The following is a 20,346-nucleotide window of genomic DNA, read 5'->3' on the forward strand; positions in this document are numbered from 1 at the left end:
CCGCCGGCGAACCCCGCGCCGCCGGCGGCGGCCGCCGACCGGCCCGCGACGCCGCCCGGCCGGGAGCGGACCCAGCAGCAGCCGCTCCCGCCGTACGAGGAGAAGCGCCCGCTCGACCTGCTCGCCGAGCTGACCAACACCCCGCCCCCGCCCGAGACCTTCGCCCGTACCCTCGTACGGCGCGTGAAGATCTGGACGCCGCTGGTCGTCCTGCTCGCGATCGTCCTCGGCGTGGTCCAACTGGTCCGCCCGCTGCCCGCCACGTCCCTCACTCTCACCGCCGCCCCCGGCTACACCTTCGAGGGCGGCACCCCCGAGATGCCCTGGCCCGACGAGGGCCAGGCGTCGATGGACGTCGCCGGGCTCGGCACCCTCGGCTCGTACGGGAAGCAGAAGCCGGTCCCGATCGGCAGCGTCGCCAAGGTCATGACCGCGTACATCATCCTGCGCGACCACCCGATGAAGCCCGGCGGCGACGGCGCCTCCATCCCCGTCGACGACACCGCCGTCGAGGAGGCCGCCCTCAGCTCCGAGGGCGAGACGACCGTCGAGCTGGACCCGGACTCGGAGCTGAGCCAGAAGGAGGCCCTGCAGGCCCTCCTCATCGCGTCCGCCAACAACGTCGCCCGACTGCTCGCCCGCTGGCACTCGGACGGCGACATGCAGGCGTTCGTGGACGAGATGAACAAGACCGCCCGGGAGCTGGGCATGGACGGCACCACCTACACCGACCCCAGCGGCCTGAAGGACTCCACCGTCTCCACCGCCGAGGACCAGGTGCTCCTCGGCAAGGTCGTGATGAAAGACCCGCTGTTCAAGCAGATCGTCGCCATGCCCGTCTACACCGACAGCCGCGGCGACGACCACGACAACAGCAACAAGATGGTTCCGGTGCACGGCATCGGCATCAAGGTCGGCTCGACCACCAAGGCCGGCGGCAACTTCCTCTTCGCCACCGAGAAGGAGGCCGCGGGGGAGGAGCAGTTGATCGTCGGCGCGGTCCTCGGGCAGTACGCGGTGCCGCAGTTGCCGACCGCGATGGAGTACGGCCGGCAGCTGATGGCGGCGGGCGAGGAGGCGCTCACCGACATGACCGTCGTGAAGAAGGGCGACGTCGTCGGCGAGATCGACGACGGCCTCGGCGGTACGACGCCGGTGGTGGCGGCGAAGGACGTCGTGGCGCCGGGCTGGGGCGGGCTGAAGGTCCGCCTGGAACTCGGCCCGGGACGCTCCGGAGAGGTGCCGCACGAGGGTGCGAAGGGTGACGTGGCCGGGATGCTGACGATGGGCTCCGGCCAGGGCGAAGTGCGGGTGCCCGTGGCGCTGGCGGAGGACTTGTCGGAGCCTGGTACCGGGGCGAAGCTCACCAGGCTCGGTTAGCCGCCGGGGGTGTCGTACGCCCGTGCTAGCGTCGCTGGCACCGCCCCCGGGGGACGTCGAGGGAAGACGGGGAGTCGTCGCAGTGACCACCGTGCAGCCGGACCGCGAGGCCGCGGCCGGCGGCCGAGCAGCTTCGGGAGACGCCGCGGGAGCCGCCGCCGACGCGGCCGTGCCCGCGCCCGCGTCCGCGGACCCTGCGGAGAGCGGCGGCCCGAAGGGTGCTTCCGGCGCGGCGGGCGACGGCGGCGGTGGGGACAATACGGACGTGGGACGGGACGACGACGGCGGTGGCGCCGTACGCGGCGGTGACGGTGCCGGCACTGCCGGCACCGGCGCCGGTGCGGGCCTGGCTGGCCCCGGCGGCGCCCCGGCCCGTACGGACCCGGCGACCGGCACCGGGGCTCCCGCTCCCACCGGCCCCGCCACCGCCCGTCGCCCGTTCGGCGACCGGCTGCGCGCCGCTCTGCCCGGCTCCCGCCCTCTGCCCGACCAGCTCCGTGACCTGCTGCGCTGGCTCGCCCAGCGCCCCGTGCTCACCACGCTCGTCACCGCCGGCGTCCTGCACATCCTCTGGCTGCTGCTCCTCGCCAACGAGGGCGGCGACCTGGCGGCGCAGGACGCCTGGGCCGAGTTCGCGGGCCGCCACCCCTCCACGGCGTACAACTTCGCCTGGTACGGCGGCCTCCACCCCGTCTCGTACAGCGTCATCTCGCCCTATCTGATGGCCGTGCTCGGCGTGCGCACGACGATGGTGCTCGCCGGCACGCTGTCCGCCGGCGTGCTGGCGCTGATCCTCGCCCGCTGCCGGCAGGTGCCGCGGCCGCTGGTGCCGTCGCTGTGGGGCGCCCTGGCGCTGCTGGGCAACGCGGCCTCGGGCCGCGTCACGTTCGGGCTGGGGCTGCTCTTCGGGCTGGTCGCGATCGCGCTGGTCTTCCCGGGTGACCGCGACGACGAGGACGAGGGGGACGACGGGGCCGGTGGCGCCGGGAAGGGCCGGCGGCGCGTGGGCGGCTGGCGGGGGACCGCGGTCGTGCTGTCCACCATGCTGGCGACGGCGGCGAGCCCGGTGGCCGGGCTGTTCGTCGGGCTGGTCGCCGGCGTGCTGTTCCTGCAGAAGCGGCGCACCGAGGCGTATCTGCTCGGGCTGGCGCCGCCGGTGGTCGTCGCGCTGTCCACCTGGCTGTTCCCGTTCCAGGGGACGCAGCCGATGCCGTGGATCTCCGCGGTGGCGCCGATGATCACCGCCGCGCTGATCTGGCTGATGGCGCCCGAGTCGTGGCGCACGGTCCGTATCGGCGCCGCGGTGTACTTCCTCGGCACCCTCGCCTGCTGGGTCATCCCCTCGCCGATCGGGAGCAACGTCGAGCGGCTGGCGCTGATCTTCGGCGGCACGGTGCTGCTGGTCATCGCGCAGTCGGGGACGCGGCCGGCCGCGCCGCGGCTGCTGCGCTCGGTGGCCGCGGTGTATCTGGCGTTCGCGGCCATCACCGTCTGGACGGTCGTCAAGCCCGTCGTCGACCTCGTGCTCACCAGCCCGGACGCGGCCTGGACGCGCGAGCTGGCGCCGCTGGTGGACCAGCTGCGGCAGGTGGACGCGGAGGCGGGCCGGGTCGAGGTGGTGCCGGTGCGCAGCCACCGGGAGGCGTCGGCGCTCGCGCCGTACGTGAGCCTGGCCCGCGGCTGGAACCGGCAGGCGGACCTGGACCGGCACGAGATCTTCTACGACGGCAGCCTCACCCCGGAGACGTACCGCGGCTGGCTGAAGCACTGGGCGGTGCGGTACGTGGTGCTGCCGGTGGAGGACCGGCCGGACACCGGGGCGCACGAGGAGGCGGAGATCGTCGCCCAGGGCCAGCCGTACCTGACCGAGATCTGGGCGGACGCCAACTGGCGGCTGTTCCGGGTCAACAACCCCACGCCGCTGGTCGAGGCGCCCGCGGAGGTGCGGCGGGCGGACGAGGGCGAGCTGGTCATCGACGTGAAGTACGCGGGCCCTGTGCTGGTGCGGGTGCCGTTCTCGCCGTGGCTCGGGCTCGTCGACGAGGACGGCGAGGGCGTCGAGGCGCCGCAGGTGCTGGACGACGACGGCTCGGACGACCCGGACGTCGACGGGGTCCGGGAGTGGTCGGAGAGCGGGCAGCTGTACGTGAACCCGGAGGGCTGCGTGACGAAGGCCGGCGACTGGACCCGCCTGCACGCCCCGCGCCCGGGCACATACCGCATCTCGGCGCCGTACCAGCTGCCGCGCGGCACGCAGTGCCCGGAGTAGGCGCGGCGGGGCGTTCGGGCGCGCGTACGCGCGCGGAGTGTGCCGAGTGTACAGACGGGGGGCGTGCGGGCCCTGGGCGTACGGACGGGGGGCGTACCGTCACGGAGCCGTGGCCGGCAGCTCGGCCCAGCCGCGCGCGACCGACGCGCGGCACCGGCCCGGCTCGTCGCCCGCGGCCGTGAACAGCGCCGTCAGCAGGGGCACGCCGTGGGCGAGCGCCGCGTACGGCAGGGGGCCCGCGGTGACGAGCGACGCGAACCCGTGGCCGGCGGCCCAGCTCTGCGTCGCCAGCTCCAGCGGGTCGGTCCCGGCGGCGAAGCGCCCGTCGGCGGTGGCGCGTTCGACGGTGCGGACGAGGCTGTGCAGGGTCTCGTCGGCGGCGCCGGGGTCGTCGAGGTCGAAGCCTGCGTCGAACATGATCCGGTAGAGGTCGGGGTTCTCCACCGCGTTGACCAGGTACGCGGCTCCCAGCGCGGCGAGGTCGCGCACGGCGTCCGCGGTCGTGTCGACGGCCGCGAGCCGGGCCGCCAGCCGGGCGAAGCCCTCCTGCCGCAGCGCCCGCCACAGCCCGTCGAGCCCGCCGAAGTAGGTGTAGACGGCCATCGTGGAGACGCCCGTGCCGGCGACCAGGGTGCGGAGCGTGACGGGCTCCCTCGTACGGAGCATCTGCGCGGCCCGTTCGAGCAGCAGGGAACGCACCGCCGGGTCCTTCGTCCGCGCCATGGCCCGCACTATACATAACGCTGTTATGTATAGTGCGGCGTGAGGCGAGGCGAGAGGAAGGTGCCGTTCATGGCAGTCACATTGGTCAACCCCGAAGGGCTGCCGAAGCCGGAGGTCTACCGGCAGCTGTCGGTCGCCACCGGGTCGCGGCTGGTGTTCCTCGCGGGCCAGGTCGCCCGCGACGCCGACGGCCGGCCCGTGGGCGAGGGCGACCTGGCCGCGCAGGTCGAGCAGAGCTACCTCAATGTCGCCACCGCCCTGGCCGGGGTCGGCGGCTCCTTCGCCGACGTGGCGAAGCTGACCGTGTACGTCGTCGACTGGAGCCCCGAGAAGATGCCGCTGCTGGGCGAGGGGGTGAACCGGGCGGCGGCGAAGCTCGGCGTCGACCCGGTCAAGCCGATCACCCTGCTCGGGGTGGCGGCCCTGGGGGAGCCGGACCTGCTGGTGGAGGTCGAGGCGACCGCGGTGCTGGAGTAGCGCGGCGGGCGGTGCCTTCGCGGGGCGCTTTCAGCGGCGGCAGGTGCGCGCCCGCCCGCCGCCCGCCGAGCACCTCCGGTTGTGTACGGGCGGCCTCGTCGGCGCGCCGCAGCGGCACGGCCGCGGCGGGCGCCAGCAGCGCCGGGTCCGGCACCGGCGCGAGTTCCACCAGCCACATGCCATCGGCGAACACCTCCTCGGCCGTGCCGCCGCCCCGAGCGCCGACCCGTGCCCCAGTCTGCTGCGGGCCGGGTCCGCCCGGGCCGATTCCGCGGGAAACGGCCGCGTGGGGGTGAGGCCGGTGGTAGAGGGCGGTTCGTGCGGTCCCGTAGGGGGTTGCGGACAGAGGCTGACCGGAAGGCGTTCTACGGTCGGTTTCCCGGACGGAGCGGTGACGGCGAGGAGGGCGGCGGATGGGCGCGCGGACGATGACGTGGGAGCAGGCCAGCGCAAGGCGGCTGGCCCGCAGCGGGCTGGCGCCGCCGGCGCCGGCGGAGGGCGCCGCGGGCGCGGGCTCCGGGCGCCGTACCGGCTCCGCGGTGGAACGGGACGCGGCCGGCGGCTCCGCGGGGGTCCGCGAGCTGCCCGACGGCACCCCCGCCGCCGTCCTCCGCGCCCTCTGCGGTGCCCAGGCCCAGGTGCTCTCCGCCGCCGAACTCTCCGTCGGCATGCGCATCGCCGGCGCCACCCGCGCCGACGTACGCCGTGCGCTCTGGGACGACCGCACCGTCGTCAAGACCTTCGGCCCCCGCGGCACCGTCCACCTCCTCCCCGCCGCCGACCTGCCGCTGTGGACCGGCGCCCTCGGCGCGCTGCCCGCCGGCTCCGGCAACGGCGGCGGCACCCTCGGCCTGCTCACCCCCGACCAGGCCGACGCCGTCGTCGCCGCCGCGGCCGACGCCCTCGCCGACGCGGAGCTGACGGTCGACGAGCTGACCGACGCCATCGCCGAGCGCGCCGGGTCGTGGGCGGCGGACCCGGTGATGGAGGCGTTCCAGTCGACGTGGCCGCGCTGGCGGGCGGCCACCGCGCTGGCCTCCCACCGCGGCGCCCTGTGCTTCGGCCCGAACCGCGGCCGGAAGGTCACGTACACGAGCCCGCAGCGCTGGCTGCCGGGCTTCGCCCCCGCGCCGCCGGACGCGGCGCTCGGCGCGCTCGTACGCCGCTACCTGCACGCCTACGGCCCCGCCACCCCGCAGGACTTCGCCCGCTGGCTGGCCGCCCCGGCCGGCTGGGCCCGGGACCTGTTCGCGGCGCAGGCGAAGGCGGACGCGATCGAGCCGGTGGAGCTGGCCGGGGTGCCGTCGTGGGTGGTGGCGGGGGACACGGCGGTGCCGGCGGCGCCGGCCGAGCAGGCGCGCGGGGTGCGGCTGCTGCCGTACTTCGACGCGTACGCCATCGCCTGCCGCCCCCGCGAACTGCTCTTTCCCGGGCAGGCCTACGAGCGCGCCCTCGCCGGCGGCCAGGCGGGCAACTTCCCGGTGCTGCTGGTCGACGGCGAGGCGGCGGGCGTGTGGCACCAGCGCCGCTCGGGCCGCCGGATCGCGGTGACCGTCGAGCCGCTCGACCGGCTGCCGACGGCGCGCAGGCGGGCGCTGGAGGGGGAGGTGGAGCGGCTGGGGGAGATCATGGAGGGCCGGGCGGAGCTGACGGTGGGCCCGGTGACGGTGGGCCCGCACGCCTAGCGGCGGCCCCGGGCGCGGGGGCGTGCCGGCCGAGCCGGCGGCCCGGCTCTCCGGCCTGCCGCCTCAGCGGCGGGCCCGGGCGGGTCGCTTCGTAGGCTTGCCTGTCGGCCGCCAGGTGCCGCGGTGGGCCACCCCGACACCCGCTGAGCGGTGCTTGTCAGAGTGGCGGCCTACCCTGGGGCGGGAGTGTGGGGAAGCGTGTGTGCGTCGCGGCCCGCAGCCCTGCGCCCGGTCCATACGACACGATCCCCGGCCCACGACCCGGCCCGACCCCGGTTCCGGTCCACGGCCCGGCCCGACTTCGGCCCTGGTCCACGCTCTGGCCGACCCGAACCCCGCCCCTACCCCTACCGCCCCGGTCCCGGTCCACGGCCCGGCCCCGACCCCCGGCCCCGCGCCGAATGCCACGGCCGACTTCCGTCTCCGGTCGTCCGTGCCCGGTTCTCCGTGCCCGGTCCGCTGCCCCCGGGGACCTCCGGGCCGCGCGGCCCGCCCCCGGCGGGAGGCCGTCCGCGGCTCGCGCCTTCCGCACCCCCGCCCCCGGCGGGGTCAGCTCCGTACCGCCGCGCCGATCAGCTCCCGCTGGCCCGGCGCGAGGCTGCGCAGCCTGCGGCCGTCCGACAGCCCCAGCTGCGTCATCAGCTTCGCGGTCTGCGCCGGACCCACGCCCGGCAGCGCCAGCAGGAAGTCCTTGGCCAGCATGTCCCCGGCCAGGGCGTCCCGCGCCGCCCGCTCCAGCGCCTGCACGCAGTCCACCTCCCCGTTCCGGACCGCCCGGACGAGCGCGGTCCGGGCCCGCTGGGCCTCAAGTGCCTGGTCCAAGGCGCGCGCACACTCCACAGGACTGCGCTGTCCCGGGATCTTCTTCATCGGCCCCATTTGCGCACTACTCCCCTCTAGCTATTGCGACTTGAGGAGAACAGTAGCCGGAGTATCCGGATTTGATCCGCCATTTGAGTGTGTGCCGCGAAAGTCAGCTGTGCTGAAAAGTTACCGTCTTGGGCGTTAAGTCGAGATGTCCGACGGTCTGCTGTACGTATCCACGGCTTCGCAGCTCTCCTGCTTGCGTTGGTAATTCTGGATACCCAGTCCGGGCCGCGCGGCGGCTTCCGGCTCGCCCGGCCGCTCGCGCGGATCACGCTCATGGACGTCGTCGCCGCCGTCGAGGGCCCGGACGGAGGTATTCCGCTGCACGGAGATCCGGCGGCAGGGCCCCGGTGGCGGGCCGCCCGGGAGGCTGCGGCGCTGGCTCGCCGACGGCTGACGGAACTCTTCGGATACGGGCCGGCCGGGCCGGGAGGGAGGAGATTCCGGGCCGCGTGCCGCCGCGCCCGCAACCGCGCCCGCCGCCGCACCGACCGGGACGCCGTGAGCCCGCCGGCCCCGCCCCGTACCCGCGCACCCCTCACCCCCTCACCCGGATTCACCTGAAAGGACCCGCCCCCATGGCCCGTACGCCGTCGTGCGCCTCGGCACGTACGTCGTCGGCCACGACCGCGAGCGGCTGGCCGCCGTCCTCGCCGGGCTACGCCGGGTGTGGGGCGATTCACTGCCCGCGCAGACCCTCGTCGGGGTGGCGCCGCCGGCCCTGCCGGAGATGCTCTGCGAGGTCGACGCGGTGGCCGTACGCCCCGTACCGGCTGCTCAGGGCCCCGCGTTCGAGGCCGCCCCGGACGCGCCCGCCGGCCCGCGCTGAACGGCGCGCCCGCGCCCCGCCGCCCGGCGCGGGCGGGCGCACGTGTTCAATGGAGGGTGCGGCGTCGCTCCGCCACGGACGCCCGGAGGGAGCAAGTACATGGACACCGACACCGCAGCGAGCCGCAGCCGGACCGACCTGGTCGAGGGCCTCATGGCCCGCTTCCCGCACGTGCCCCGGGAAGCCGTGATCAAGGAGGACCTGCTGCGGGGCGGGATGGCCTTCGACGACTCCGCGCTCAGCGGCGCGGGCGAGGACGGCTCCGGCGAGGTGAAGCCGAAGTCGTACTTCATCTTCTCCTTCGACCACGGCACGCTCCCCGAGCTGGGAGCCGCCGCCCTCAACCGCCCGCCGGAGGAGGTCGTCCTCACCGGCGGCCCGTACGACCTGCGCCGCACCGTCGTCTCCGTACGGGTCAACCCCTCGTCCCCGTACCGCGTCAAGCCCGGCGACGACGGCGCCCTCGGCCTCTACCTCGACGGCGCCCGCATCGCCGACGTCGGCCTGCCGCCGATGCCGGACTACTACCGGCACACGCTCGCCAACGGCAAGTCCGTCATGGAGGTGGCGCCCACCATCCAGTGGGGCTACCTGATCTACCTCACGGTCTTCCGTGTCTGCCAGTACTTCGGCGCCAAGGAGGAGTGCCAGTACTGCGACATCAACCACAACTGGCGCCAGCACAAGGCCGCCGGCCGCCCGTACACGGGCGTCAAGCCGGTGGAGGAGGTGCTGGAGGCGCTGGAGATCATCAACCGGTACGACACCGCGAAGACCTCCACCGCGTACACCCTCACCGGCGGCGCCGTCACCCGCCACGTCGGCGGCAAGGACGAGGCCGACTTCTACGGCCAGTACGCCGAGGCCATCGAGGAGCGCTTCCCGGGCCGCTGGATCGGCAAGGTCGTCGCCCAGGCGCTGCCGAAGGCCGACGTGCAGCGCTTCCGCGACCACGGCGCGCAGATCTACCACCCCAACTTCGAGGTGTGGGACCGCCGGCTCTTCGAGCTGTACTGCCCCGGCAAGGAGCGCTACGTCGGCCGCGACGAGTGGCACCGCCGCATCCTCGACTCCGCCGACGTCTTCGGCCCGGCGAACGTCATCCCCAACTTCGTCGCCGGCGTGGAGATGGCCGAGCCGTTCGGCTTCACGACGGTCGACGAGGCCATCGCGTCCACCCGCGAAGGGCTCGACTTCTTCATGTCGCACGGGGTCGTGCCCCGGTTCACCACCTGGTGCCCGGAGCCGACGACGCCGCTGGGCAAGGCCAACCCCGAGGGTGCGCCGCTGGAGTACCACATCCGGCTGCTGGAGACGTACCAGGACGCCCTGGACACCCACGGGCTGGCGTCCCCGCCCGGATACGGGCCGCCGGGGGCGGGGCGGGCGGTGTTCTCGGTCAGCTCGTTCATGGACTCGATGCCGCTGCCCGACGACGCGACCGAGGCGGCGGTCCCGGCCCGCGCCTGAACGCGGCGGGCCGCGCGGGATGTCGTAGCCGCGTGGGAGGCTGTACGCCATGACCGGGACGACGGGGAACGACGCGCGGCGGGCGGTGCGGAGCAGCTACGACACCGTGGCGGAGACGTACCTCGACACCGTCGGCGGCGAGCTGGCGCACAAGCCGCTGGACCGGGCGCTGCTCGCCGCGCTCCTGGAGCAGACCGAGGACGGCGCCCCGGTCGCCGACCTGGGCTGCGGCCCCGGGCACGTCACGGGGTGGCTCGCGGCGCGCGGGGCGCGGGCGGTCGGGGTCGACCTGTCGCCGGGCATGGTCGCCCTCGCCCGGCGGGAGCACCCCGAGGCGGAGTTCCGCGAGGGTGACCTGCTGCGGCTGCCGGCGGCGGACGGCGAGTTCGGCGCCGCGGTCGCGCTGTACTCGGTGATCCACCTCGAACCGGACGAGCTGGCGCCCGCGTTCGCCGAGGCGCGGCGCGTGCTGCGGCCCGGCGGCCGGCTGCTGGTCTCGTTCCACGCCGGCACCGAGGTGCGGCACCTGGACGACTGGTGGGGGCACCCGGTGGACGTGGACTTCCGCTTCCTGCTCCCGTCGGCGGTCGCCGGCCTGCTGGAGACGGCCGGCTTCGAGACAGAGGCTACGCTGGAGCGCGCCCACTACCCGCAGGAGCCCGAGACGACGCGCGCGTACGTCCTCGCCCGCCGGCCGGAGGCGTAGCGCGCGCGTCCCGCGCTTGTCCTGACGTCGGCCTCAACGTCTAACGTCGGCCGTATGCGCATCGGGGAACTCGCCGCGAGAGCCGGGGTCAGCACGCGGACCCTGCGCTACTACGAGTCGCGCGGGCTGCTGCCCGCCGCCGACCGCGGCGCCAACGGCCACCGCGTGTACGGCGACGACGCCCTGCGGCTCGTGGCGCAGATCCGCACGCTGCAGGACTTCGGCTTCGAGCTGGAGGACACCCGGCCCTTCGTGGAGTGCCTGCGCGCCGGCCACCCGGCGGGCGACTCCTGCCCCGACTCGCGCGCGGTGTACCGCAGGAAGATCGCCGAACTCGACGAGCTGATGGCCGAACTGCGGGCGGCACGCGACCACCTGACCGCGCAGCTGGCACGCGCGGAGGCGATGCCGCCGCCGTGCGGTGCGGGCGGGGCGGGCGGCGACCGTGGAGACGTGCCGCTGTGCGGCGGCTGAAGGGAGAGCGCACATGACGACGACGCAGACGACGGGTGACGTTCCGTACGTCACCGACGAGACGTTCACCGCGGAGGTGCTGCGCGCGGACGTGCCGGTGCTGGTGCAGTTCACCGCCGCGTGGTGCCCGTCGTGCAAGCAGCTCACGCCCGTCCTCGGCGCGCTCGCCGCCGAACTGGGCGACCGGGTGAAGGCCGTACGCCTCGACGTCGACCACAACCCGGAGACGACGGTCGCCCACGGCGTCCTCGCGGTGCCCACGCTGCTGGTCTTCCAGGGCGGCGAGCCCGTCCGCTCCGTGGTCGGCGCCCGCTCCAGGACCCGGCTGCTGCAGGACCTCGACGGCGTGATCTGACTCCCTCGAAGGGGTGCGGAGGAGAAACGACCCTGCATCGGTGCAGGTCAGATACGCTGGGCCGTATGAGTGAGACCGACGAGTTCCGTCGCCGCATCGAGGCCCTGGAGGCCGAGATGGATGCCCTCCGCGAGCACCTGACCACCACGAGGGCGGTCGTCGCGATAAACGATCGGGACGTGGCGGAGTTCAAGTCGGAGCTGCGGGCGCACAAGCAGGTGCTGCAGGCGCTGCGGGAGACGCAGTTGGAGCAGGGCCAGAGGCTGGGCGCGCTCGAAACCAAGGTGGGCGCGCTCGAAACCACGGTGGGCGCGATCGAAACCAAGGTGGGCGCGATCGAAACCAAGGTCACCAACGGCTTCGCCGCCGTGCTGGCCGCCGTTCAGGCCATCGCCGACCGCCTGCCCGCGGAGCCCGCCGGCTAGCGGGGAGCAGCACCCCCGCCCGCTCCCTCCCCGGCCCTGCCCTCCGGGTCCGTCAGTCCTCGTCCGTCCGCAGGCTGTGGGCGAGCACGGCGCGGATGCGGCGTACGTCCGGGCGGGCGTCGGTGAGCAGGATGTCCGCGCACAGGCCGTCGGTCGCGGCGACGAGCGCGTCGACCGCCCTCGGGTCGGAGGTGTGCCGCGCGCCGATCCGGGCCACGACGTCCCGCCACCGCCGCGCGACGGGGCGGAGGGCGGGGCGGCGGGCGGCCAGCGTGGACAGCTCGCGTTCGGCGAGCGCGCGCTTGCGGCCGTCGCCGCCCGCGGAGGCGACGAGGGCGGCAAGGCCGTCGAGGTCGTCTCCTTCGCCCTCGATGATCTCGTCCAGCTGGTGCGTGTACTCGTCGGCGACCGTCGACAGCGCGGCGACCAGAAGGTCGTCGAGGGTGGCGAAGTAGTACGCGGTGAGGCTGGTGGGCACGTCCGCCTCGCGGGCGACGGTGCGGTGCGTGACGCCGCCGGCGCCGTCGCGCTGGACGACGCGGAGTGTGGCCTCGATGATCTCCGCCCGGCGGCGGAGGCCGCGGGCGCGGCGGCCGTCGGTGACGGGTTCGGCCTTGCGGCGCGTCACGCCCTGCTCCACGGTGCGGGCCTCCCGTCGGGGTCGTCGGTGCGACCAGGGTAGCCAGGGGCGGGCCGCGGCGGCGTTCGGCGTACGGGCCGGGGGCTCCGGTGCGTACCGCCGGCCGCCGGACGGCCCGCCCGCGTCGGCCGCCCGGGGTCACCCGCCCCGCTCGGCCTTCGCCTCCGCCTCCGTCTCCGCCTCCGTCGCTGCGTCAGCGTCCGGCCCCGCGTCCCCCGCCCCCGTCGGGCCGATCCCGCGCAGCGCGACCGCCGCCACCACCGCGAGCACCGCCACCGCCGCCCCCGCGATCCCCGTGGCCACGTTCAACCCCGCGACGAACGCCTCCTCCGACCGCCGCAGCACCCCCTCCGGCAGCTCCGCCGCCGCCCCGGCCGCCGCCGGAAGGCCGTCGCCGGCCGCCTCCCGCGCACCGTCCGGCAGCCCGGCCGGGATCCACCCCTCCATCCGCGCCCGGTACACCACCGTCGTGACGCTCCCCAGCACCGCGACGCCCACCGCGAGACCCAGCTCCTGCACCGTCTCCGACAGCGCCGACGCCGACCCCGCCCGCGCCGGCGGCGCCGACCCGACGACCAGGTCCGTGCCCAGCGCGGCGAGGGCGCCGAGCCCCAGGTAGACGAGCGCGAAGCCGGCGACGACGGGGGCGGCGCCGTCGGTGCGGTCGACGGTGGCGAGCAGCCCGTACCCGACCGTGGACACGCCGAGCGTCGCCCCGACGACGTACCCCGGCCGGAACCGGCGGGCGAGCAGCGGCGCCCCGATCGCCGCGACGAACATCATCAGTGCCGGCGGGCCCATCCACACCCCCGCGGCCAGCGGCGTCATGCCCTCCACCAGCTGCAGGTGCTGCGTGACCAGATACATCACGCCGCCGACGCCGACGAGCCCGGCCAGCAGCAGCCCGAGCGCCACCGTGAACGTCCGCTCGGCGAACAGCCGCAGGTCCAGCAGCGGCGCGGCGAGCGTGCGCTGCCGTCGTACGAACCAGACGCCGCAGGCCGCGCCGGCCGCCAGCGCGGGACCGGTGGCGCCGCCCAGCCCGCCGGCGCCCGCCGCCGCGACGTGTTTGACCGCGTAGACCACCGGCAGGATCGCGCCGAGCGAGAGCGCGACGCTCACGAGGTCGAACGGGCCGTCCGGACGCGCCCGGTACTCGGGCAGCAGCAGCGGCGCCGCGACCAGCACCACCGCGACCATCGGCACGGCGACCAGGAACGCCGAACCCCACCAGAACCGCTCCAGCAGCGCCCCGCCGACCAGCGGCCCGGCGGCCATGCCCAGCGCGAACATGGTCGCCCAGACGCCGATGGCGAGCGCCCGCTGGCGGGCGTCGGCGAACATGTTGCTGATCAGCGCCAGCGTCGACGGCATGAGCGTCGCCCCGGCGACCCCGAGCACGGCCCGCGCGGCGATCAGCGCCTCGGCGCTGGGCGCGTACGCGGCGGCCACGGACGCGGTGCCGAAGGCGGCGGCGCCGGCGAGGAGCAGCCGGCGGCGGCCGAGGCGGTCGCCCAACGTGCCCATGGTGACGAGGAACCCGGCGATGAGGAAGCCGTACGCGTCCATGATCCACAGGGATTGGGTGGCGCTGGGGTGCAGGTCGGCGGCGAGGGCGGGGAGGGCGAGATAGAGGACGGTGACGTCCAGGCCGAGCAGTGCGGTGGGGACGGCGAGTACGGCGAGGCCGGCCCACTCCCGGGGGCCGGCGCGGTGGGCGGCGCGGTGGGCGGCGGCGGACGTGGTCATGCGGGGCTCTCCCTCGCGCTCGGGGCTTTCTTGAACGATAGTTCTAGTTGTTGTTTCGTTCAAATTGTTGGGCGCGGGGCGGTACGGGCGGGGCGGTCTGGAGAGCGGGGGTGCGGCTAGACGGGCTGGCCGGGCCGGCCGGCCTCGGCGAGGAGTCCGTCGACGATGATCCGCAGCACCTGCGGGTAGAGGTCGAGGGCGCTGCGCTCCGGCCAGAGGTCCCCGATGGCGGACAGCTGCGGCTGCCGGGCCGGGTCGAGGCCGCGCAGGCTGAACGCCAGGTCGGCGGCGCCGACTTCGGCGCGCCGGCGGTCGGTGCGAGCGCGTACGAGGACCTCGCCGACGGTGTAGTACCAGATGCTCCGGAAGACGTCGACGGCCTGCTCCTGCGTGCAGCCGGCGGCCACCGCGCCGGCCACGATCGTCTCCACTATCCACAGGGCGGAGTCGCCGAGCCGCCCGATGAAGCCGTCGGCTGTCAGCGCCTCCGCCGCCCAGGGCCAGTCGGAGAGCGCGTCGTGCATCGTCGTGGCGGCGACCACGATCCGCTCGCGCGGGTCGTCGGGCAGCTCGGGGCGGGCGAGTTGGTCGAGGTGCTGGTTGACCAGCTCGACGACCAGGTCGTCCTTGTTGTGCACGTGGTGGTAGAGCGTCGTCGTCCCGATGCCGATCTCGGCGGCGAGCCGGCGGACGGTCAGCGTCTCCCAGCCGTCCTCGTCGATGACCCGGCGGGCCGCCGCCAGGATCTCGGCGCGCGACGTCGCCCGCGGGCGGCCGGTGCGGCCGGGGGGTGGGGCGGCGGGCTGTCGGCGGTCTCGTTGTCCGGGCACGGTCCCATGATGCTGCCTCGCGGTTGCGGGTGGCGTTGTCGGGTGGGTGGTGTACTTTGGGAACGTGTTCCGGAACATGTTCCGAAAGTCGGGGAACCACGGGAGGGGCCATGAAGGGGGACCAGGGGGACCGGGTCAAGGGGACGCGCACCGCGCGATCCGGGGGCTCCGGGGGAGCGGGGCGGGCGTCGCTCGTGCTCGCCACGGCGGCGGTGGCGCAGTTCCTCGTGTCGCTGGACCTGTCGGTGGTGAACGTCGGCCTGCCGCAGATCGGCGCCGCCCTCGGCTTCGGCGAGGTGGGCCTGACGTGGGTCATCCACGCGTACGCGCTCACGTTCGGCGGGTTGCTGCTGCTGGGCGGCAAGGCCGCCGATCGCTACGGGCAGAAGCGGATGCTGCTCTGCGGCCTCGGCCTGTTCGGCTTCGCCTCGCTGCTCGGCGGCTTCGCCACCGAGCCGGGGCACCTGGTCGCGGCCCGCGCCGCCCAGGGTGTCGGCGCCGCCGCCCTCGCCCCGGCCGGGCTGGCGCTGCTCACGGCGACGTTCCCGGACGGGCGGGCGCGGGTGCGCGCGTTCGGCATCTGGAGCGCGACGAACGCCGCGGGCGGCGCGCTGGGCGTGCTGATCGGGGGAGTGCTCACGGAGTACGCGGGCTGGCGCTGGGTGATGTTCGTGAACGTACCGATGGCGCTGATCGCGCTGGCCATGACCTGGCGGAGCGTGGCGTCCGACGGGCCGCGGGGGCCCGCCGGACGCGGCGACCGGGACCGGGACCCGGGGCGTGGCCGGGGGCGTCCGGACGTGCTCGGGGGAGTGCTGGCGACGGGTGGGATGACGCTGCTGGTGTTCGGCATCGTCCGTACCGACCGGCACGCGTGGACCTCCGCCGTCACCGTCGCCACCCTGGCCGCGGCGCTCGCGCTGCTGACCGCGTTCGTCCTGGTCGAACGGACCACCACCCGCGACCCGCTGGTCCGGCTCGGCCTGCTCACCCACCGCGCGGTGCTCGGCGCGATCACGTACACGCTGGTGATCGGCGCGGCCATGGCCTCCTCGTTCTACTTCATGTCGCTGTACCTGCAGCGGGTGCTCGGCAACGGCCCGGCGGAGACCGGGCTGCAGTTCCTGCCCTTCGCCCTCGGGGTGATCGCCGGCTCGGTGCTCGCGGTGAAGCTCGGCTACCGGTACGCGCCGAAGGTCCTGCTGGCCGGCGGCGGGCTGCTGACCGCGGCGGGCTTCGCCTGGTTCGGCCGCATCGACGCCGACGGCACCTACGCGGTGGACGTGCTCGTGCCCTCGATCCTGGCCAGCGTCGGCTTCGGCCTCGTCCTCGGCCCGCTGGTCTCCGCCGCCACCGGCGGCGTGGCCGCCCACGAGGCGGGCATGGCCTCCGGCCTGCTCAACAGCGCCCGCCAACTCGGTGCCGCGCTGGGCCTGGCGGCCCTCGGCACCGCAGCCCACGACCGTACGGGAGGGGCGCAGACGCCCGCCGGCCTGAACGAGGGGTACGCGCTGGGGCTGACGCTGTGCGCGGCGCTGCTGGTGGTGGCGGTGCTGATCGCGCTCACGGTGCTACCGGGGCCGGGGGCGGATCACCGGGGAACGGCCGCGGAGCCCGACGACGCCGATGCCGCCCCTGGTGATCCGCAACCCGGAGCCCACGCGCCCGCGGATGCCCGCACGCCCGCGGAAGCCCACCCGTCCGCGGAAGCCCGCCCGTCCGCGGAAGCCCGCCCGGTCACCGACGCCCACCCGGCCGCGGAGCAACGCCCCGCGCAGCAACGCCCGGCGCAGCAACTCCCCGCGCAGCAACTCCCCGCGCAGCAACAACGCCCCGCGGGGCTGGACCCCGCGGCACCCCGCGGGAAGCAGCCGCCGCCCACCCGCACCGTCTCCCGCCTCCTCCGCCCCCACGCCCGCGGCTTCGCCGCCGTCGTGCTGCTGCAGGTCGTCGGCGCGCTCGCCGGCCTCGTGCCGCTCCTCGCCGTCGTCGAGCTGGGCCGTGCGCTGCTGGCCCCCGGGCCCGTCGACCGCGGCCGGGTCTGGGCCGTCGTCGCCGTGGGCGCCGCGGGGCTGCTCGTGCGGCTGCTGTTCACGGCCGCCTCGACCGGTGCCGGCCATCTCCTCGACGGCCGCGTGCAGTTGTCGTTCCGCCGACGGCTGGCCGCCGGGCTCGGCCGGGTGCCCGTCGGCTGGTTCTCCCGGCGCCGGACGGGCGAGCTGGCGAAGGTGGTCGGCGAGGACGTGGCCGCGATGCACCCGCTCATCGCCCACGCACCCAGCGAGCTGGTCTCCGCGTTCGTCGTGCCGCTGGTGTCCCTGGCGTACCTCTTCACCGTCGACTGGCGGCTCACGCTCATCACCCTGATCCCGGTGGCCGTCGCCCTCGCGCACGTCCCGCTGTTCATGACCCCGGCGCGGGTGCGCGACCAGGAGGAGTACGACGCGGCCATGGGCCGGATCGCCGACGCGGCCGTCGAGTTCGCGCAGGGGATCTCCGAGGTCAAGGCGTTCGGCGGCGGCGAGCGCGCGCACCGCCGCTTCCGTGCGGCCGCCGACGACTTCACCGGCACCTTCCGGCGGATGGTCCACGGCCTCGCCCCGATCGGGGCGGGCATGCAGCTGGCGCTGTCGCCGCCGTTCGTGCTGCTGGTCGTGCTCGTCGGCGGCACCCCGATGATCACGGCAGGTGCGCTGGCGCCCGCCGACCTCCTGCCGTTCCTCCTCCTCGGCCTCGGGCTCACCGCTCCCGTCGCCGCCCTCGGCCACGGCTTCGACGACCTGCAGGCCGCCCGCCGCGCCGTCGGCCGCATCCGGGACGTGCTCGACGTGGACCCGCTGCCGCAGCCCGCGCACCCGCGCGCGCCGCGGGGTCACCGCGTCGAGCTGCGCGGTGTCCGCTTCGGCTACGAACCGGGGCGGGAGGTGCTGCGCGGCATCGACCTGGTCCTCGAACCAGGCACCGTCACCGCGGTCGTCGGCCCGTCGGGCAGCGGGAAGTCGACCCTCGTCCAGCTGCTGCCGCGGTTCTTCGACCCCGTCGCGGGCTCGGTCGTGCTCGGCGGCGTCGACCTCCGCGACATGGCCGGGTCCGACCTGTACCGCACGGTCTCGTTCGTCTTCCAGGACGTCCGGCTGCTGCGCGCCTCCGTCGCCGACAACATCGCCCTCGCCGTGCCCCACGCCGACCGGGAGGACGTGCGGGACGCCGCCCGCCGGGCGCACATCCACGACCGGATCCTCGCACTGCCCCGCGGCTACGACACGGTGATCGGCGAGGAGGCCGGGCTGTCCGGCGGCGAGGCGCAGCGCCTCGCCCTGGCCCGCGCGCTGCTCGCCGCCGCCCCCGTGCTCGTACTCGACGAGGCGACCTCCTTCGCCGACCCCCGGACGGAACTCGCCGTGCGCCGCGCCCTGGCGGCCCCCGCCGGCGACGACCGCACGACCCTGGTCATCGCCCACCGTCTGGAGACCGTCGCCGGGGCCGACACCGTCGTGATGCTGGCGGACGGGGCGGTCGCCGAGCACGGCGCCCCGGCCGAACTGCTTGCCCGCGACGGCGCGTTCGCCGAGTTCTGGCGCGCCCACCAGGCCGCGGCCGCCGACGATCCGGCCCCGCCGGACGGGTCCCCGGAAGCGGCCCGCACCCCCGCGAGCGCGACGACCGCCCCCGGCGGCGTCCGGCAAGGAGACGAGCGCCGATGATCCGCATCCTGTTCCGCGTGCTGGGGCACGAGCACACCGGCCCCGTGCGCCGCACCGTCTCGCTGATGCTGGCGACCGCGGTCGTGGAGGGACTGTCGTACGCGCTGCTGGTCCCCCTCCTGCGCGCGCTGTTCGGCGACACGCCCGCGGACGCCTGGCCCTGGCTGACCGCCTTCGCCGCGGTCTTCGCCGCGTACGGCGTGCTGCGGTTCAGCAGCGACCTCGCCGGCTTCCGCGTCGGCATCAAGCTGCTGCGCGGGCTGTACCACCGCCTCGGCGACCACCTCGCCCGCCTCCCCGTCGGCTGGTACGGCGCCGGCCGCGTCGGCGAGGTCTCCACCCTCGCCGGCCAGGGCGTCCTGCAGGCCATGAGCGTTATCGCGCACCTGCTGGCCCCGTCCGTCTCCGCTGCCGTGACCCCGCTGACGATCGTCGCCGTCATGCTCGCCTTCAACTGGCAGCTAGGCCTGGCCGCGCTGGCCGCCGTGCCGGTGGTCGCCGCGACGCAGGTCTGGACGAGCCGGTCGATGGCCGCCGCCGACGAGGAGCGCGCCACCCGCGACCACGAGGCCACCGCCCGCGTCGTCGAGTACCTCCAGGCCCAGCCGGTGCTGCGCGCCGGCGGCAGGACAGGCGAGCGGTTCCGCCTCCTGGACGACTCCCTGCACGACGTGCAGCGTGCCTCCCGTCGCACCACGCTGTCGGTGCTGCCCGGCACCCTGGGCCTCACCGTCACCGTGCAGGCGCTCTTCACCACCCTCCTCGCCCTCGGCGCCTACCTTGCCCTCCACGGCGACGTCGGCGCGGCCGAGGTGCTGGCGCTCCTCGTCCTCGCCGCGCGCTGCGCGGACCCGCTGCTGTCCCTGTCCGACGTGGCGGGCAAGTTCCGCGCCGCCCGCACCGTCCTCACGAGGCTCGACACGGTGCTGAGCACGCCGCCCCTCCCCGAGGCCCCCGACCCGGCACACCCCGCGGACCACACCCTGGAGTTCGACGCCGTCACCTTCCGCCACGGCGACCGCACCGTCCTCGACGGCGTCTCCCTCACCGTCGCCGAAGGCGAACGCGTCGCCGTCGTCGGCCCGTCCGGCGCGGGCAAGAGCACCCTGCTGCAACTCCTCACCCGCTTCTACGACGTCGACGCGGGCGCCGTCCGCGTCGGCGGCCACGACGTCCGCGAGATCGGCACCGAGACCCTGATGTCCAAGATCGCGATCGTCTTCCAGCACGTCTACCTCTTCGACGGCACCATCGAGGACAACGTCCGCCTCGGCCGCCCCGACGCCACCGCCGCCGAGGTCCGCGCCGCCGCCACCGCCGCCCGCCTCGACGAGGTCGTCGCCCGCCTCCCCGACGGCTGGACCACCCCCGTCGGCGAAGGCGGCACGGCCCTCTCCGGCGGCGAACGCCAGCGCGTGGCCATCGCCCGCGCCCTGCTGAAGAACGCGCCCGTCGTCCTCCTGGACGAGGTCACCTCCGCCCTCGACCCGCTGAACGAGGCCGCCGTCCACCAGGGCATCGAACGCCTCATGGCCGGCCGCACCGTCGTCATCGTCGCCCACCGCATGCGCACCGTCCGCCACGCCGACCGCATCGTCTTCCTCGACGCCGGGCGCATAGTCGAGGAGGGCACCCACGAAGCCCTCCTCACCCGCAACGGCCCCTACGCCACCTTCCACCACCCCACCCCCACCCCGCCCCACTTCTCGACCCCCGCACCACCCGCCTCCGCAACCCCCTGACGATTGGCGCAGGACACGCTC

General features: G+C 75.2%; 17 protein-coding genes and 1 pseudogene. 13 read left to right on the forward strand and 5 right to left on the reverse strand.

Annotation, left to right across the window (positions count from 1 at the left end):
* On the forward strand, positions 1–1,380 hold a 1,380-nt coding region (locus tag ABD317_RS07280; RefSeq protein WP_425582302.1), incomplete at its 5' end, for a D-alanyl-D-alanine carboxypeptidase family protein.
* Positions 1,381–1,462: 82 nt separating this feature from the next.
* Complete coding sequence (locus ABD317_RS07285) at positions 1,463–3,649, forward strand: MFS transporter (protein ID WP_344288962.1); 2,187 nt, start codon at positions 1,463–1,465, stop codon at positions 3,647–3,649.
* A gap of 99 nt (positions 3,650–3,748) precedes the next feature.
* Here the strand turns inward: ABD317_RS07285 and ABD317_RS07290 are convergent, their stop codons facing one another.
* Entirely contained in the window at positions 3,749–4,372 is a 624-nt protein-coding gene (locus ABD317_RS07290; RefSeq protein WP_027754703.1) for a WHG domain-containing protein, read from the reverse strand.
* Positions 4,373–4,441: 69 nt separating this feature from the next.
* Between ABD317_RS07290 and ABD317_RS07295 the strand changes: the two genes are divergently transcribed.
* Positions 4,442–4,849: a RidA family protein gene (locus ABD317_RS07295; protein WP_344288963.1), complete on the forward strand. Its 408-nt coding sequence runs from the start codon at positions 4,442–4,444 to the stop codon at positions 4,847–4,849.
* A 413-nt stretch (positions 4,850–5,262) separates the two neighbouring features.
* Positions 5,263–6,534: a winged helix DNA-binding domain-containing protein gene (locus ABD317_RS07300; RefSeq protein ID WP_344288964.1), complete on the forward strand. Its 1,272-nt coding sequence runs from the start codon at positions 5,263–5,265 to the stop codon at positions 6,532–6,534.
* A 549-nt stretch (positions 6,535–7,083) separates the two neighbouring features.
* On the opposite strand, the gene mihF is transcribed toward ABD317_RS07300, so the two are convergent.
* Positions 7,084–7,413, reverse strand: coding sequence for an integration host factor, actinobacterial type (gene mihF, locus ABD317_RS07305; protein ID WP_027754700.1), 330 nt, complete (start codon positions 7,411–7,413; stop codon positions 7,084–7,086).
* 78 nt (positions 7,414–7,491) lie between these two features.
* Between mihF and ABD317_RS37780 the strand changes: the two genes are divergently transcribed.
* The 7 genes and pseudogenes from ABD317_RS37780 to ABD317_RS07340 all read left to right on the forward strand — a co-directional run bounded on the left by ABD317_RS37780 (position 7,492) and on the right by ABD317_RS07340 (position 11,660).
* Positions 7,492–7,965, forward strand: coding sequence for an Rrf2 family transcriptional regulator (locus ABD317_RS37780; RefSeq protein ID WP_425582303.1), 474 nt, complete (start codon positions 7,492–7,494; stop codon positions 7,963–7,965).
* A 28-nt stretch (positions 7,966–7,993) separates the two neighbouring features.
* Positions 7,994–8,230: pseudogene (locus ABD317_RS07315) on the forward strand (RidA family protein); the annotation flags it as partial.
* A 99-nt stretch (positions 8,231–8,329) separates the two neighbouring features.
* Positions 8,330–9,700, forward strand: coding sequence for a radical SAM protein (locus tag ABD317_RS07320; protein ID WP_344288965.1), 1,371 nt, complete (start codon positions 8,330–8,332; stop codon positions 9,698–9,700).
* A gap of 49 nt (positions 9,701–9,749) precedes the next feature.
* Positions 9,750–10,406 carry a class I SAM-dependent methyltransferase gene (locus ABD317_RS07325; protein ID WP_344288967.1) on the forward strand — a complete coding sequence of 219 codons (657 nt, stop codon included), beginning with the start codon at positions 9,750–9,752 and terminating at the stop codon, positions 10,404–10,406.
* 54 nt (positions 10,407–10,460) lie between these two features.
* Positions 10,461–10,880 carry a MerR family transcriptional regulator gene (locus ABD317_RS07330; RefSeq protein WP_344288969.1) on the forward strand — a complete coding sequence of 140 codons (420 nt, stop codon included), beginning with the start codon at positions 10,461–10,463 and terminating at the stop codon, positions 10,878–10,880.
* Between the two features lie 13 nt (positions 10,881–10,893).
* Positions 10,894–11,235: a thioredoxin family protein gene (locus ABD317_RS07335; RefSeq protein ID WP_344288970.1), complete on the forward strand. Its 342-nt coding sequence runs from the start codon at positions 10,894–10,896 to the stop codon at positions 11,233–11,235.
* A gap of 65 nt (positions 11,236–11,300) precedes the next feature.
* Positions 11,301–11,660 (forward strand): hypothetical protein, encoded by a 360-nt coding sequence (locus ABD317_RS07340; protein ID WP_344288972.1) that lies wholly within the window; start codon positions 11,301–11,303, stop codon positions 11,658–11,660.
* 52 nt (positions 11,661–11,712) lie between these two features.
* Here the strand turns inward: ABD317_RS07340 and ABD317_RS07345 are convergent, their stop codons facing one another.
* From ABD317_RS07345 to ABD317_RS07355, 3 genes are all read right to left on the reverse strand, one after another.
* Positions 11,713–12,288, reverse strand: coding sequence for a TetR/AcrR family transcriptional regulator (locus ABD317_RS07345; RefSeq protein ID WP_344288973.1), 576 nt, complete (start codon positions 12,286–12,288; stop codon positions 11,713–11,715).
* A gap of 150 nt (positions 12,289–12,438) precedes the next feature.
* On the reverse strand, positions 12,439–14,049 hold the full coding sequence (locus ABD317_RS07350; RefSeq protein ID WP_344288975.1) for an MFS transporter: 1,611 nt from the start codon (positions 14,047–14,049) through the stop codon (positions 12,439–12,441).
* 116 nt (positions 14,050–14,165) lie between these two features.
* The gene (locus tag ABD317_RS07355) at positions 14,166–14,879 is read right to left on the reverse strand and encodes a TetR/AcrR family transcriptional regulator (RefSeq protein ID WP_344288976.1); all 714 of its coding nucleotides are present in this window, start codon (positions 14,877–14,879) and stop codon (positions 14,166–14,168) included.
* 194 nt (positions 14,880–15,073) lie between these two features.
* Here ABD317_RS07355 and ABD317_RS07360 point away from each other — a divergent pair, with 194 nt between their 5' ends.
* Together ABD317_RS07360 and ABD317_RS07365 are read left to right on the forward strand one after the other, a co-directional pair.
* Complete coding sequence (locus ABD317_RS07360; protein ID WP_344289000.1) at positions 15,074–18,583, forward strand: MFS transporter; 3,510 nt, start codon at positions 15,074–15,076, stop codon at positions 18,581–18,583.
* On the forward strand, positions 18,580–20,325 hold the full coding sequence (locus ABD317_RS07365) for an ABC transporter ATP-binding protein (protein ID WP_344288977.1): 1,746 nt from the start codon (positions 18,580–18,582) through the stop codon (positions 20,323–20,325). Before ABD317_RS07360 ends, ABD317_RS07365 begins: the two co-directional genes overlap by 4 nt.
* Positions 20,326–20,346 lie beyond the last annotated feature (21 nt).

This window comes from Streptomyces synnematoformans, assembly GCF_039531005.1.
Lineage (GTDB): Bacteria > Actinomycetota > Actinomycetes > Streptomycetales > Streptomycetaceae > Streptomyces > Streptomyces synnematoformans.

Excerpts from the sequence above, each read along its gene's own strand:
- ABD317_RS07325 (WP_344288967.1), top strand. The coding sequence starts at position 9,750 with ATGACCGGGACGACGGGGAACGACGCGCGGCGGGCGGTGCGGAGCAGC.
- mihF (WP_027754700.1), bottom strand. The coding sequence starts at position 7,413 with ATGGGGCCGATGAAGAAGATCCCGGGACAGCGCAGTCCTGTGGAGTGT.
- ABD317_RS07340 (WP_344288972.1), top strand. The coding sequence starts at position 11,301 with ATGAGTGAGACCGACGAGTTCCGTCGCCGCATCGAGGCCCTGGAGGCC.
- ABD317_RS07295 (WP_344288963.1), top strand. The coding sequence starts at position 4,442 with ATGGCAGTCACATTGGTCAACCCCGAAGGGCTGCCGAAGCCGGAGGTC.
- ABD317_RS07300 (WP_344288964.1), top strand. The coding sequence starts at position 5,263 with ATGGGCGCGCGGACGATGACGTGGGAGCAGGCCAGCGCAAGGCGGCTG.
- ABD317_RS07320 (WP_344288965.1), top strand. The coding sequence starts at position 8,330 with ATGGACACCGACACCGCAGCGAGCCGCAGCCGGACCGACCTGGTCGAG.
- ABD317_RS07290 (WP_027754703.1), bottom strand. The coding sequence starts at position 4,372 with ATGGCGCGGACGAAGGACCCGGCGGTGCGTTCCCTGCTGCTCGAACGG.
- ABD317_RS07365 (WP_344288977.1), top strand. The coding sequence starts at position 18,580 with ATGATCCGCATCCTGTTCCGCGTGCTGGGGCACGAGCACACCGGCCCC.
- ABD317_RS07330 (WP_344288969.1), top strand. The coding sequence starts at position 10,461 with ATGCGCATCGGGGAACTCGCCGCGAGAGCCGGGGTCAGCACGCGGACC.
- ABD317_RS07335 (WP_344288970.1), top strand. The coding sequence starts at position 10,894 with ATGACGACGACGCAGACGACGGGTGACGTTCCGTACGTCACCGACGAG.
- ABD317_RS07350 (WP_344288975.1), bottom strand. The coding sequence starts at position 14,049 with ATGACCACGTCCGCCGCCGCCCACCGCGCCGCCCACCGCGCCGGCCCC.